Source organism: Microbispora siamensis (genome assembly GCF_016863095.1).
In the GTDB taxonomy this organism is placed as follows: Bacteria; Actinomycetota; Actinomycetes; order Streptosporangiales; family Streptosporangiaceae; genus Microbispora; species Microbispora siamensis.
On the sequence record NZ_BOOF01000003.1, the window covers coordinates 198,061 to 211,251 of the forward strand.

At 73.3% G+C, this 13,191-nt stretch carries 11 protein-coding genes and 1 pseudogene; 10 read left to right on the forward strand and 2 right to left on the reverse strand.

All coding sequences use genetic code 11. The features are described 5' to 3' along the window. Positions 1-13 precede the first annotated feature (13 nt). Together Msi02_RS03985 and Msi02_RS03990 are read left to right on the forward strand one after the other, a co-directional pair. The gene (locus Msi02_RS03985) at positions 14-748 is read left to right on the forward strand and encodes an IclR family transcriptional regulator (RefSeq protein WP_239108106.1); all 735 of its coding nucleotides are present in this window, start codon (positions 14-16) and stop codon (positions 746-748) included. A gap of 43 nt (positions 749-791) precedes the next feature. Next, positions 792-1,010, forward strand: a complete 219-nt coding sequence (locus Msi02_RS03990; protein ID WP_139576177.1) for a DUF2277 domain-containing protein — start codon at positions 792-794, stop codon at positions 1,008-1,010. A gap of 5 nt (positions 1,011-1,015) precedes the next feature. Here the strand turns inward: Msi02_RS03990 and Msi02_RS03995 are convergent, their stop codons facing one another. Beyond that, positions 1,016-2,854, reverse strand: a complete 1,839-nt coding sequence (locus Msi02_RS03995; protein WP_204047108.1) for a M48 family metallopeptidase — start codon at positions 2,852-2,854, stop codon at positions 1,016-1,018. 104 nt (positions 2,855-2,958) lie between these two features. Here Msi02_RS03995 and Msi02_RS04000 point away from each other — a divergent pair, with 104 nt between their 5' ends. Further along, positions 2,959-3,861, forward strand: a complete 903-nt coding sequence (locus Msi02_RS04000) for a hypothetical protein (RefSeq protein WP_204047109.1) — start codon at positions 2,959-2,961, stop codon at positions 3,859-3,861. 183 nt (positions 3,862-4,044) lie between these two features. Continuing rightward, positions 4,045-4,185 (forward strand): annotated as a pseudogene (locus Msi02_RS44750) (IS982 family transposase); the annotation flags it as partial. Here Msi02_RS44750 and Msi02_RS04010 read toward each other — a convergent pair. Then, positions 4,182-4,598: a VOC family protein gene (locus Msi02_RS04010; protein WP_204047110.1), complete on the reverse strand. Its 417-nt coding sequence runs from the start codon at positions 4,596-4,598 to the stop codon at positions 4,182-4,184. The pseudogene Msi02_RS44750 and the gene Msi02_RS04010 overlap by 4 nt on opposite strands. 110 nt (positions 4,599-4,708) lie before the next feature. Here Msi02_RS04010 and Msi02_RS04015 point away from each other — a divergent pair, with 110 nt between their 5' ends. The 6 genes from Msi02_RS04015 (at position 4,709) to Msi02_RS04040 (ending at position 13,191) form a co-directional block, all read left to right on the forward strand. After that, complete coding sequence (locus Msi02_RS04015; RefSeq protein WP_204047111.1) at positions 4,709-5,380, forward strand: hypothetical protein; 672 nt, start codon at positions 4,709-4,711, stop codon at positions 5,378-5,380. Positions 5,381-5,480: 100 nt separating this feature from the next. Continuing rightward, positions 5,481-6,158 carry an RNA polymerase sigma factor gene (locus tag Msi02_RS04020; RefSeq protein ID WP_204047112.1) on the forward strand — a complete coding sequence of 226 codons (678 nt, stop codon included), beginning with the start codon at positions 5,481-5,483 and terminating at the stop codon, positions 6,156-6,158. Beyond that, a complete protein-coding gene (locus Msi02_RS04025; RefSeq protein ID WP_204047113.1) occupies positions 6,158-7,189 on the forward strand; it encodes a CU044_5270 family protein in 1,032 nt (343 codons plus the stop codon). The genes Msi02_RS04020 and Msi02_RS04025 overlap by 1 nt, the downstream gene beginning before the upstream one ends. 54 nt (positions 7,190-7,243) lie before the next feature. After that, positions 7,244-8,617, forward strand: a complete 1,374-nt coding sequence (locus tag Msi02_RS04030; protein WP_204047114.1) for an SWIM zinc finger family protein — start codon at positions 7,244-7,246, stop codon at positions 8,615-8,617. Further along, positions 8,614-11,643 carry a DUF6493 family protein gene (locus Msi02_RS04035; RefSeq protein WP_204047115.1) on the forward strand — a complete coding sequence of 1,010 codons (3,030 nt, stop codon included), beginning with the start codon at positions 8,614-8,616 and terminating at the stop codon, positions 11,641-11,643. Before Msi02_RS04030 ends, Msi02_RS04035 begins: the two co-directional genes overlap by 4 nt. A 63-nt stretch (positions 11,644-11,706) precedes the next feature. Continuing rightward, positions 11,707-13,191 (forward strand): hypothetical protein, encoded by a 1,485-nt coding sequence (locus tag Msi02_RS04040; RefSeq protein WP_204047116.1) that lies wholly within the window; start codon positions 11,707-11,709, stop codon positions 13,189-13,191.

The window sequence follows — 13,191 nt, forward strand, 5'->3', positions numbered from 1 at the left end:
CGAGGAGGATGCAGTGAGCGTGCAGAGCGTCGACCGGGCGCTGGACGTGCTCGAGGCACTGTCCGAGCACGGCGGCCAGGCCGGCCTGTCGGAGATCGCGGCCACGACCGGCCTGCCGTACGGGACGATCCACCGGCTGTTACAGACGCTGCTGGCCCGTGGGTACGTCCGGCAGGAGTCCGACCGGCGCTACGCCCTCGGCGGAGCGCTCGTGCGGATCGGCGGCGTGGCCGAGCGGATGCTCGCGGTCTGGGCCGAGCCCTACCTCGCGAGGCTCGTGGAGCTGTCCGGCGAGACCGCCAATCTCGCCGTGCTTGAGGGCGACTACGTCGTCTACGTGGCCCAGGTGCCCTCGCCGCGCAGGCTGCGGATGTTCGCCGAGGTCGGCCGCCGGGTGCTGCCGCACAGCACGGCCGTCGGCAAGGCCCTGCTGGCCGGTCGGGACGACGCGGAGGCGGTGTTCCGGCGCACCGGGCTGCCCCGCCGTACGGACCGGACGATCACGGCGGTCGGCGAGCTGCTGGAGGAGCTCGACCGGGTGCGCGCCCGGGGGTACGCGCTCGACCTGGGTGAGGAGGAGAGCGGCGTGCACTGCATGGCCGTGCCGGTCCACGACGGCGGGCGGGCCTTCGCGGCGATGTCGGTGTCCGGGCCGGCCGAGCGCATCGACGCGATCGACCGCGAGGAACTGGCCGCGATGCTGCGCAAGGTGGCCGAGGACTTCGGCGCCGCCGTCTTCCACTCCTGACCGCCGCTTCTGAAGACCCGACCGGATCGGTCAGTATGGGGTCATGTGCCGAAGCATCAAGACCCTGCGCCCGCCGTTCACCGACGAGGTGACCGAGGAGGACATCCGGGCGGCGGCCCTGCAGTATGTCCGCAAGATCTCCGGCTTCCGTGCGCCCGCCGCGCACAACGCCGAGGCGTTCGACCGCGCGGTCGAGGAGATCACGCAGGCCAGCACGGCGCTGCTGGCCTCCCTCCAGGTCCGCGGCTCGGCCGCCCGGTAGCCGTTCTAAACGCGTTCGAGCAGGGAGACGAGTCGCTTGCGGCTGCCGTCGTCCAGTTCGTCGCTGCTCCACCGTTCCCCGATCCGCAGGGTCGCGCCGCCGTACAGCACGAGCTCGGCGTCCAGCGGGACCTGCTTGTGGATCCGGACGCCCTCGATCTCCTCGAAGGCGACGAACCGGTTCCGCTCGGCCAGGCTCACCGCGGACGTCGCGGCGAGCAGCTCTCGCATGCGCTGCCGCCCGTTGTCCGACTTTCCGGGGTCCGCGACCAGGACGAGCCCGGTGGTCAACACGAACAGGTCGTGCTCGACTCCGTCCGCCCGGACGTTCGCCAGCCCGCCGACGACGTCGGAGCCGAAGGTGCTCGGGGCCGTGTCCGCCGGTACGGCCCGGTGGATGTCGACGCCGAGCGCGGCCAGCTCCCCGAGTGCCTTGTCCAGGCCGCCCGGTGTGACCGCGAGCTTCGCGATTTCCTCCAGCGGCAGCTCGGTGCCGCGCACACCGCGGAACTCGGCCGGGCCGCTCCAGGAATGCCACCACCGCGCGACGCCGGACCGCAACGCGGCGAGCCGGAGCAGGGTCTCCAGCGGCTCGGCGAACAGCGGGCCCGCCTCCCGCCGGGTGGCCGTCGGGAAGAAGGGCTGCGCGATCGTCGTGAGCTGCCCGGCCGCGATGTACTCGGTCACGTCGGCCAGCCCGGCCACAGGCCGGCCGACCGTACGGGCGATCATGCGGAAGACCGCGTCGGCCTCGCGCTGCACTCGCGCGGCGAGGGCCGCCGCGGTGAGGTCGGGCCAGGGCAGCAGGGTGCGCTCTCCGCTGTCGATCGCCACGCGTTGCAGGGCGCGACCGGCCTCGGCGATGTCCGCGAGCAGCATCGCCGCCGGCCGCGTGTCGGGTGACGCCGTCGTGTGAGGCGCCGCCGCGAGGGCGGCGAGCCGTTCGGACAGGGGCGGGTGGGTGTCCCACCGGGAGCCGCTGTCGTCCGGCTCGTGGGCGCGCAGTTCGTCCAGCTCGTCCCGGCGCGCCTCCACCAGTGCGCCGAACCCGGCGAACAGGTCGGCCGGGGCGTACCCGGACTCCCAGCCGAGGTGGACGTACTGGCCGAGGAAGAAGCTCCATGCGGCGTCGAGGACGCGGATCTCGCGCAGCGCGCCGGCCGCGGCGTCGGCTCCGGCGGCCCGGGCCGACGCCAGGTCCGCCTCGAGTTCCTGGCGGCGCGACACGGCGTGGTCGACCAGGAGGTAGAGGCGGGCGTATCCCCGGAAAATCCATCCCGCCGGGTTGTTCGGGCCGATCCGCTCCAGCGTGTGAGCGATCACCAGCCTGCCCCGGTACGCGGGAGCGGACAGGCGGGTGTGCCGCTCGGAGTAGTGCCCGAGCTCGTGCGCGAGCACGGCCCGCATCTGCGCCACGGTCATCGTCTGCAGCAGCGGCAGCCCGACGTAGAGGCGCCGGTGTCCCCCGGCGAGGCCGAGGAAACGCGATTCCTCCTGTACCGCCGCGTTGGCCTCCGCGGTCAGCCAGATCTCGTCCGGCATCCGGGTGCCCGCCTCCGCCGCCAGGTCGCGGACGGCCGCCCACAGCATCGGCGCCTGGTCGGCGGGCATGAGCAGGCCGTCGGGCGGCTCCGGGCGGGAGCGCACCGCGCGCCACACGCCGCGCCCGACCGCCCAGGTGCTGGCCGCGAAGAGCGGCCACAGCAGCTTCACCACGACCAGCCCGGCCAGCACGGTGGACAGCCACACGCCGAGCGCCAGGAGCCCGGCGACCTGCGCGGCCGCCAGCACGAAGAACCCCGCGAGCATGGCCAGGCTGATCCCGGCCCGTATGCTGTTCGCCAATTCACTCGCTCTCAATAGAGTTGATCGGCTATTTATGTACCATCCGTCGCATGTCTCTTAGGCTTTTTCGGAGAAGAAGCGGAAATATCGATATCGATCCGGCTATGGGCGATCCGGGAGCCGCGGGGCTGCGGTCGGTGCTGATCGCCCGTGACTGGCGTTCCGCCCAGTCCTTTCTCGGATCCGTCACCGATCCGGACGACCGGGCCTTCTATCTGAACGTCTGCGGTTCCGTGCAAGGCATGCAGGACTGGATCGACGAATGGATCGCGGCCGAGCCCGATTCGACGCTCCCGCTCCTGGTGAAGGGCGCGCACGGGATCAAGTGGGCGTGGGAGGCCCGGGGCGCGGCCGTCGCGGAGATGACCAGCGAACAGCAGTTCCGGGAGTTCCACCGGCGGCTCAAGGTGGCCGAGGACTGTCTCGACGAGGTCGTCGAGCGCGACCCGGACGACGTGGCGGCGTGGTCGTTCCTCGTCGTCTCCGCTCGGGGCCGCCAGGTGGGACGAGAGGAGACGTTGCGGCGATTCCACGCGGCGACGAGCAGGCATCCCGGGCACGTGCACACGCACTCGCAGATGCTGCAGTGGCTGTGCGCGAAATGGTTCGGCAGCGAGGAGGAGATGTTCGCCTTCGCCCGGCGTGCCGTCACCGATTCGCCTCCGGGAAGCCCGCTGGGCAGACTCGTCGCCGAGGCGCACCTGGAGAAATGGCTGTCGCTGGACCGGGGTGAGGACGAGGAATACATGGCGCGGCCCGACGTCCGGGCCGAGTTGCGCGCCGCCGCCGACCACTCCGTGCGGCATCCGGCCTACCGGCGGCGGCCGGGCTGGCCGGAAGACCACAACGTGTTCGCCTGCGCCTTCGTCCTCGCGGGTGACCACGTCGCGGCCAGGGAGCGGTTCGAGGCGCTCGGGGACCTCGTCACCGAAAGGCCCTGGAGCTACCTGGGCGATCCCGGCAGGGTCTGCGCCAGGATGCGCCAGGTCGCGCTCCGGCACGCCTAGTCACACGCCTGGATGATCTATTCCAAGGGATCGGCTGCGCGCATGAGGCGAGGGAGCCCAAAGTGCGGTTGTGACGCCAGACCTGGACTCCCTCGCCACCGCACTGTAGGTGAAGACCGACGACGCGCTGAAGGCATCGCCGCATCTCCCGCCCTGGCGACCGGCTGCCGGGATTACCCCCGCCTGGAACGGCACCACGGCCGAACACCCGCCGGCGTCGTCGCCCGCGTCATGCAGCGCATCCTCACGCTGACCACCGCCATCTGGCACAACGACCAGAGCGGACAGCCCGTCCTGCGCTCACTGACCGCCTACGACCACTAACCCTCCGGACCGATCATGTACGTGGACGCTGCCAGCGTGCGCAGGACATCGAACTCGTTGCCCTCGGGATCGGCCATGACCACCCAGCTCCGGCCGGAGCCCTGGCCCACGTCCACCTTGGCGGCGCCGAGGCCGAGCAGCCTGGCCACCTCGTCGTCGGTACTACCGTCGATCGGGCTGACGTCGAGGTGGAGCCGGTTCTTCACGGTCTTGCCCTCAGGCACCCGAATGAACACCAGAGTGGGCGGCATCTGGCGAGCCCGGACCTCCTCGACGGTCGGCTCCCAGGAGCCGATCTCGACCTTGCCCTCGCTCCGGTCGATCACCTTGAAGTCCAGGACCGCGCACCAGAAGGCCGCGAGCCGCTCCGGATCGTGGCAGTCGACAACCAACTCGGTGAACCTACTGGTCATGACTTCTCCAGACAGTGCGGACGGGGGCTAACCCTTGGAATCGATCATCTAGTCGCACCCGGGCAACCGGGTCCAAGCGAACCACAAGTGCCGGGCGCGACAGTGGCCGCATGGGACTGATCTCCGACTTCCTCATGGCCCGGCGGCTACGCAGAGGGCCCACGCTGCTGCTGCCGTACGCGCCCGACCCCGCGACCGTGCTGGAGACGGTGCGGCTGCACGACCCGCAGGCCGGGCCGTACGGGCGGGGGTTCAAGATCGGTGAGAACGTCGAGCTGCGCGGGCCGGTCGCGCTGACCCCGGAGCTGGCGGCCCGGGCGGGCCTCCCGGCGGGCTGGGCGGCCGCGTTCTTCGCGCGCAACATCGACAGCGAGGCGGGCGGCGACTTCTCGCGGCCGAGCCTGCTCGTGCGGGGCCTGGCCGAGCGGCTCGGTGGCCGGGAGCACCCGGAGTGCCAGGAGGAGCCGCCGGAGGACCTGGCCGAGGTCACCGGCGGGCGGCTCATCCCCGTGGACGAGGTGATCGGCCTGCTCGCGGACGAGGTGCCCGGCCTGGAGGTCACGACGGTGACCGACGCCGGCACGACGCTGCTCACCAGCGCCGAGAGCCCGATCGAGGTCTTCGTCACCGAATGGGACGGCGATGACGTGACGTACGAGCTGTCCGCGGACGGCGGTTACGGCACCGGCGTTCCCGCCGCCGCCCGGCGGGCCGCCCTCGCGATCGCCGACCGCACCGGCGGGGTGGCCCGCGACCACAACGGGTTCCTCATCACCGGCTGAGCACATCGGATGGAACCGGCCCGGCGGGTCCGGCGGAGTAGGGGCGAAGGGCGCGACGGCGCCCACGGAAGGATGCCCCTATGAACGGACAACACGGGTGGTGAGGACGGTCTCCGGCGACACGCGCTTCCCCGCGGCGGCCCCGGGTCGCTCGCCCGTCGGCTCCCGCGAGGCCGAACCGTACGGCGCCGAGCCGAACGGCGCCGGGCCGGACGGCGCCGAGCCGAGCGACGCGGGGCTGATCGAGGCGTCGCTGACGGCGCCCGAGCGGTTCGCCGGCGTCTTCGACCGGCACGCGGACGAGATCCACGCCTACGCCGGACGCCGTCTCGGCCCCGAGCACGCCGACGACGTCACGGCCGAGACGTTCCTCGTGGCGTTCCGCAAGCGGCACCGCTACGACACCTCCCGGCCGGACGCGCGGCCCTGGCTGTACGGCATCGCCGGCAACCTCATCTCGGGACACCGCCGGTCGGAGGTACGCCGGCTGCGGGCGCTCGCCCGCGCGCCGCGCGACGCCGGCGAGCGCGGCGCCCACGAGGAGGAGCGCGGAGCGGAGCGGGCGAGCGCCGCCGCCCTGCGGCCCGCCCTCGCCGCCGCGCTGGCCAGGCTGTCGGCCGCCGAGCGTGACCTGCTCCTGCTGGTCGCCTGGGCCGACCTCTCCTACGAGGAGGCGGCCGAGGCGCTGAAGATCCCCATCGGCACGGTCCGCTCGCGCCTGCACCGGGTGCGCGCGAAGCTGCGCCGCCATCTCGACCTTCCCGAGGAGAACGTGTGATGACCGACGAGATCGACCTGGTGGCGCGGGAGCGGCCCGACGTCGCGCCCTACTCTCTGGCGGCCAAGGCGGCCGTACGGCGGCGGCTGGCCGACCCGGCGGGCCGTCGCGCCCGCCCGCGCCCGCGTCCGTACCTGTTTCTGGCGGGCGGGACGGCGCTGCTCGCCGCGGCGGCGGGCGTCGTCGCCATCACCACCGTGCTGACGGAACCGGAGGCCCGGCCGGCGAAGGTGAGCCCGGGAGTCGTGACGCTGCCGAAGGTGTCGGCCATGTCGGCCGAGGAGGTGCTGGGCAGGGCGGCCCGCGCGGTGACCGACCTGTCGCCGCGTGACGACCAGTTCGTCAGGGTCAGCTCCCAGACGATGTACGAGGCCGACGTGGTCGGCGAGGGCGAGAAGGAGTCGCGCTACCTCTACCGGACGAAGCGGACGATCTGGCTGTCCGCCGACGGCACGAGGGACGGCGCGCTGAAGGTCGAATATCTGGAGCCCCACGCCTACCCCGGCTGGCCGATCCCGCCGGAGGCGTACAAGGAGAAGGGCACCGAGTGGATGCGGCTCCCCGCCTGCAACAGCGTGCGGGACACCGCCTACACGAACCTGAAGAAGCTGCCCGCCGACCCGGAGAAGATGCGCGGCTACCTGTACGACCGGCCGCACGGCGACAATCCGCCCGACACGGGGGCGTGGACGGCCGTCGGCGACCTGCTGCGGGAGACGTACGTGCCGGCGCCCCAGCGCGCGGCGCTGTTCAAGGCCGCCGCCACGATCCCCGGGGTCACGGTGACCGAGAACGTCGAGGACGCGGCGGGCCGGACCGGCATCGGCGTCGGCCGGATCTCCGGCGGGGTGCGTGAGGAGATCATCTTCGACCCGTCCACGTATGAGCTGCTCGGGGAGCGCGGCATCGTGGTGGACGAGAAGGAGGCGAAGGCGCCCGCCGGGAGCCTGGTGGCCTCGACCGCCCAGCTGGAGGTCACGGTCGACGACACCGCGCCCGAGGTGAAGGACCCCGACTCCGGCTGCCTCTGATCCCCCGCCCGTACGGGCGGCGATTTGTCGGTGGTGATCTCTAGCCTCCGGCACATGACAAACGCGACGCAGGCGTACAGCTACGCCGCGCCTTCGATGCTGGTGGACGGACGTCTCGGGCTCTCGACGTCCGGCGGCAGGGCCCTGAGCGGCCCCGCCGTGGCGCCGAGGTTCTTCAGCGGGGTGGTCACCCAGGCGGCGCCCGCGGCGGCGGCCCTGCTCGGCGTGGCCGATGTGGCCCTCACCCGCTACCACCAGCCGCGTCCGGGGTGGACGCGCGATCCGGTCGTCACGTGCGGCGGCGACCGGCTGCGGTTCGAGTCGTTCTCCGCCTGTGGCGGGGTGTACGCCCGGCTCGACCTGCTCGAGAACGCCCTGGACGGCGAGGTGTTCGACCGGGGGACGACCAACGTCGACGTCAACGGCCCGCTGCGGGAGGCGCTGGCCCGGGTGGGCGCGCGCGACCCGCTGCACCTCGGGGTCGGCGCGGACGAGCTCACGGTGACCACGCTCGACGGCGCGGTGGTGGAGAAGAAGGTGCCGCTGCCCGAGCGGTGGCTACGGGGGTTCGCCGAGGTTCAGGTGATCGCGGCGCGCATGGACCTGCGGGCCGAGTTGCACGGCATGAGCGCGGTGCGGTTCCTGCGGTCCCTGCCCAAGCGGGCGACGGCCGACCTGTGGGTCGCCCCCTCGGGCCGCGACCTGCGCGTCACCGACCGGCCCGGCCCAGGAGCGGTGTGCCTGTCCGGCGTGGGCCGCCTGGCGACGCTGCTGCCGCTGCTGCGCTTCGCGAGGAGCCTCAAGGTGTACGGCCCGGCCTCCCCCGGCGGCCCTGCGTCGAGCGCGTGGGAGCTGGATCTGCCCGGCATGCGCTACACACTGGTCCTGTCGCCGGAGCGCTGGCGCGGCTTCTCCGGAGAGGGCGCGGTGCTGGCCGACCTCGCCACCGACGAGGCCGAGGCCGACGCCGACGTGGTGGGCATGCTGCTCAACTTCGAGCCCGAGGTGGAGATCGGCCTGCTGGCCGACCGCGCCGGGCTGTCCTCCACGCGCGTACGGGCCGCCCTCACGCAACTCGGCACGGCCGGGCGGGTCGGCTACGACCTGTCCGAGGCGGCGTACTTCCACCGTGAGCTGCCCTACGACAGGGAGCACGTGCAGCACCTCAACCCGCGGCTGACGGCCGCGCGGGCGCTGGTCGAGACCGGCGCCGTGGAGATCACGGGCGACACGGCGCGCGTCCGGACCGGCGGCGGGCTGCGGGAGGTGGGCCTGGCCGACGGATCGTGCACCTGTCCCTGGTGGTGGGACCATCGCGGTTCGCGTGGGCCGTGCAAGCACGTGCTCGCGGCCAGGATCGCCGCGCGGGCCACCACGGACACGGGCGTGGAGTCCGGCCTGGAGACGAGCTCGGAGGCGGCCCGATGAGCGCCTGGCAGGAGGTGCGCGACCTCGTCACCGCGCGGGAGACGAGTACGCTGGCCGACCGCGTGATCGCGCTCACCGAGGCCGAGCGTACCGAGGTGGGCAGACGGCTGCCGGACTTCCTCAAGGAGATGCGCGACACCGCCACGCAGATGGCCCGCGAGAGCCAGCGGGACCACCACGACGACGAGGACCCTTGGCTCGCCTGGGAGCGCCGCCGGACCGTGCGGGACGCCCTCGCCGAGTTCGGCGCGCCGCTGCGGATCGCGGGGGCGGGGACGATCTCCGGGCCCGCCGCCGCGGCCGCCTGGCTGAGCCGCCGCGAGCTCTACCCGGAGTGGGCGCCGGCACCGGACCCTGCCGAGGTGGTCCGCGTGCTGGTCACCCGCCCGGCCGAGTGGCAGGCCGACGTGGCGGCCCGGCTCGCCGGAAAGATCCGCAGAGCGAACGACGATCGGGTCGCCCCGCTGGTGCTCGCGCTGCTGCGGGCCTCCGGCGTGACGCCGCCCGCGCACGACCCGCTCGTGGTCGCGTGGCTTACTGGCGAGGCGGCGGCCGGCGATCCGCTGCTCGGCCCGCTGCTGCCGCGCATCTTCGAGGCCGAGGGCGCGGGCCGCGCCCTGCGTGAGGAACGGCTCACGCCGTCGCCCACCCGGTGGCTTTCCCTGATCCAGCGGCTCCTGCGTGCCGGACGGGTGTCGCGGGCGGAACTCCTGGACGGCTGCGTGAGCCGGTTCCTGCGTGGGGGCGACGCCGCTGACCTGCGCTTCTTCGTGCGCCTGCACGAACTGATCGACCCGGGGCCGCAGGAGGCGGCCGAACGGGCCCGGGACTACCTGCGGCTGCTTCCCGCCGCCCCCGGCCCGGTCGCCGAGCTGGCCCTGGCTCAGATCAACCGGTCCGGCCCGCACGACGACGCGGACGTCCAAGAGGCGATCGAGGCGCTGACCTTCAGGGCCGAGGCCAAGCTGGCCCGCGCCGGCCTGACCCTGCTGGACCGGCAGGTGCGGCAGAGGTCCGCACGCGCCGGCGAACTGGCTCCCGCGCTCGTCACGGCGTTCGCTCACGCTTCCGACGACGTGCGGCGGCGAGCGGTACGGATCGCGCTCAGGCACGCCGCGGCGTTCGGCGCGGACGCGAAGGTGATCGCCGACGCGGTCCCGCTGCTGCCCGCCGAGCTCGGCCGGGAGCTCGCCGCCGTGTTCGGGGGCGAGGTCGCGGCCGAGCAGACGCCGGAGCCGTTCACTCCCGCGCCGCTGCCCGTCCTCCCCGAGCCCGGCCCGTTCCCCGCACCGGCGGTGGACCGGACCGCAGGGGAACTCCACGGATGGGCGGCGTGCGAGCAGTGGCTCGCCGGCTTCGTCGAGCGGGTGGGCAGGGACCGTGCGGCCCTGCGCGAGACGCTCACCCCCGTCTTCCGGGACTCCTTTCCCTATCTGTACGGCCTGGAGCGCTGGCTCGATCCGGAGGCATGGATCGCCGCCCTGGCGAAGGAGGTGATCGCTCCCGGCACCGATCCCGGCGTGCCCGATCCGGAGCCCGTCGATCCCTGGGCGGGGTCGAGCTTCTCCGTGTGGGTCAGCGCCGTGCCGCCCGAGGAGACGGACGACCACGAGGACGGGCCGGAAGATCAGGACGGCCCGAAAAACGAAGACGGCTCGGAAGACGAAGACGGCTCGGAGGACGAGGCGGCACCCGGGCCGGCCTTCGGCGACCTGCCGGAGCACGTCCGGGAGGAGATCTTCCGCGAGATCCTCGAGATCGGGGTCTCCACCGAGCGGGTGGCGGCGATGCGCGACGGCAGGCCCGTGCCTCCCCGCGATCCCGGCGAACCGGAGTTCCGGGTGGGGATCATGTACTCGGGCTTCCGGCCGCTGTTCGGCAAACCGGAGGAGCCCGACCCCGCGGTGGAGTTCCGCCGCCGCGCCCGGCTGCCGGAACCCGCGCGCGTCTCCCCGCCGCACATGTTCCTGCTGCACCGGCTCAGCGAGATCTACCGGGCGCTTCGAGAAGGGACGCTGCCCCCCGTCCTGCTGGCGACGCCGACGGTGACGACCGGGCACCTCGATCCCGGCGTGCTGGTTGACCGGCTGGAGCTGTGCGCCGCCGCGGGCACGGAGCCACTGCCCGCCGACCTGCAGCAGGCGTTGCTGCGGCTGCCGAGGGGGGCTCCCCCCCTCGTCGCCGAACGCGCCGGACGCGTGGGATCACGGGCGGCGTCGGCCGTCGCCGCCTGGCTCGCCCGGGGCGGCCTGCCCGACCCGGAGGCGGGGCTGAAGTGGGGCTACATCCAGGGTGCGCAGGAGCACCTGTTCGAGGAGCGTGACCCGGGGCACGTCGAGCAGGTGCGGCTGGTGCCGGTGCTGCGGGCGGAGCCGACCGGGCACCCCCTCATCGACGAGTTGCTGCGCGAGCCGCCGAAGTGGCGCTGGGACGATCACGGCTACGCCATGGACTGGTGGCCGTCGATCCTCCCGTCGCACCGTGAGGTCGTCTCCGTCAACTACCTGCCCCACCTGCTCTACCAGTGGAACCAGCCGGGGGTCTATCCGCCGTACCTGGAGGCCCTCGCGGACGCCGACGGCCCGGTCGGGGACGCGACCGCGCTCATCCTCGCCTACTTCCTGGCCGAGCGTCGCCCGGACCCGGTCCCTGTGCTGCTGCGGATGACGAGCCGGGGAGCCCTGGACGCCGAGGCGGTCGGCCGTCAGCTCGCGCTGCTGATCCGCCACACCTGGTTCGAGCCCCGTCCGGTGCTGGCATCGCTGCGGGAGGCCGCGCATCAGGGGGCGCACGAGCAGGTGTGGGAGATCTTACGCAGCCTGCTGCCGGATCTGCTGCCCTTCGCCGGAGAGCGGCCGAAGGTCACTCATACCGAGGCGGTGACGCTCGCCGCCGACGTGGCCGCCTGGGTGGGCGCCCGCGGCGAGATCCCGGTCGTGTCGGCGCACGCCGCCACTGGCCGGGCGAGCCGGGGAAGCCGCTTCGCCCGGGAGTGCGCACGCCTGCGTGACCTGCTCGCCGGATGACGTCAGGCGCTACAGAAGGCGATCTCCCCTAAGATCGTCCTTCTTGTCTCGGGAGGGCGCGGAGTGATCCGAGAGCGTGCGGGGTGGATCGCGGCCGGGGTCCACCTGACGGTGTCGGCCGTCGGCGCCGTGGTCACGGCCGTCACCGGGCGTCTCGACGCCCTCTGGGCGGCCGTCCTGTGGTATCCGCTCGACGACTACTCCTCGATGGGTTTCGCCGAGTCGCCCACCGCCGCTGTGACGGGGGCGGTGGGTCTGCTCACGATCCTCGCGCTCAAGACCTGGATGCTCCGCCAGGTCTTCACCTTCCCCCCGCCCGCGGCCCGGCCCGCCGACCGGCGGGCGGTCTGGCTGCGGCGTCTGCTGTACCTGGCCGTCGCCCACGCCCTGATCCCCCCGCTGCCGGTCGCGCCGCTTCCCGACGTCGTCGGCGAGGCGCTCACACTGGCCCTGTGGTGCCCGCTGCAGGTGCTGTTCGCGCTGACCCTCCGCGGACGGCTCCGGGTGTTCGCGCTCGTCACCGCCTGGCCGGGGTCGGCAGGCCTGGCGATGATCGCGATGGACGAGGTGCCCGGGGCGCGGGCGCCCCGGTTCGTCCTGCTCGCCTGCCTGGCCATAGCGGCGGCCTGGCAGGTGGCCGTGCTCTTCGGCCAGCACCGCGACGGCCGCTGGAGCCGCGACACCGTCACGGCCGGCTGGCGCCACGTCACCGTGACGCTGGCGACTCCCCTCGCCGCCGCGGCCGTCCTCTCGGTGTTCGTCTACAACGACGTACCGCTGATGAAGATGCTGGAGGAGTTCGACGTCTTCCTGGCGGTGTGGCTGGCCCGCTCCGCCCACGAACTCACCGGCCCTCACGGCACGCCCCCGGAGCGTACGCCGCTCCGGCCGTCCGGGCCGGTCCTGCTGGCGGCCGTCCTGCTGCCGTTCCTCGTGCTGGTCGGGCCGGAGGAGACCGGGCGCCCCGCCTACACCGGCTGGTGGTACGAGGGGCCGCCCGAGGCGCTGCGGCCCGAGGACGGGGCACGCGCGGGCGACGAGAGCCACGTCGCGGAGGCCAACGCCCGCTGCCGGGACCCGTGGCCGAGGGTGCGGGCCCGGCGGCAGGGCACGGCCGCGTACTTCCTGTTCGAGGGCGGGGGATACGGCGTGTACGACCCGGACGACACCAGCGAGGGCGAGGACCCCTACGCCGCCGTGGACGACGGGTTCCTCGGCGCGGCGGGCAGTTCGGCGGTCGTGATGACCTACGGCGAGAACGAGCCGATGTGCCTGACCGTGAAGGCGTTCGGCTCCGCTCCCCCGCTGCGCTTGACGGGCTGGGAGCGGGTGGCCGAGATCGGCATCGTCAGCCGCAGCGGCCGCCTGGAGGTGCCCTCGTACGCCGACGGCGGCGACGAGGGCGCCGGGGCCCGGCTGCCGAACCTGGCGGTGAAGGGTCCCGGACGCTACCGGCTGCGGGCCTACGCCCGGGGGCCAGAAGGGGCCGAGGAGCACCTGGTCGTCGTGTTCCCCGGCCGGTCGGCCAGGAAGGTCGTCTACCGCTGA

Excerpts from the sequence above, each read along its gene's own strand:
- Msi02_RS03990 (WP_139576177.1), top strand. The coding sequence starts at position 792 with ATGTGCCGAAGCATCAAGACCCTGCGCCCGCCGTTCACCGACGAGGTG.
- Msi02_RS04000 (WP_204047109.1), top strand. The coding sequence starts at position 2,959 with ATGGGCGATCCGGGAGCCGCGGGGCTGCGGTCGGTGCTGATCGCCCGT.
- Msi02_RS04010 (WP_204047110.1), bottom strand. The coding sequence starts at position 4,598 with ATGACCAGTAGGTTCACCGAGTTGGTTGTCGACTGCCACGATCCGGAG.
- Msi02_RS04015 (WP_204047111.1), top strand. The coding sequence starts at position 4,709 with ATGGGACTGATCTCCGACTTCCTCATGGCCCGGCGGCTACGCAGAGGG.
- Msi02_RS04025 (WP_204047113.1), top strand. The coding sequence starts at position 6,158 with ATGACCGACGAGATCGACCTGGTGGCGCGGGAGCGGCCCGACGTCGCG.
- Msi02_RS04030 (WP_204047114.1), top strand. The coding sequence starts at position 7,244 with ATGACAAACGCGACGCAGGCGTACAGCTACGCCGCGCCTTCGATGCTG.
- Msi02_RS04035 (WP_204047115.1), top strand. The coding sequence starts at position 8,614 with ATGAGCGCCTGGCAGGAGGTGCGCGACCTCGTCACCGCGCGGGAGACG.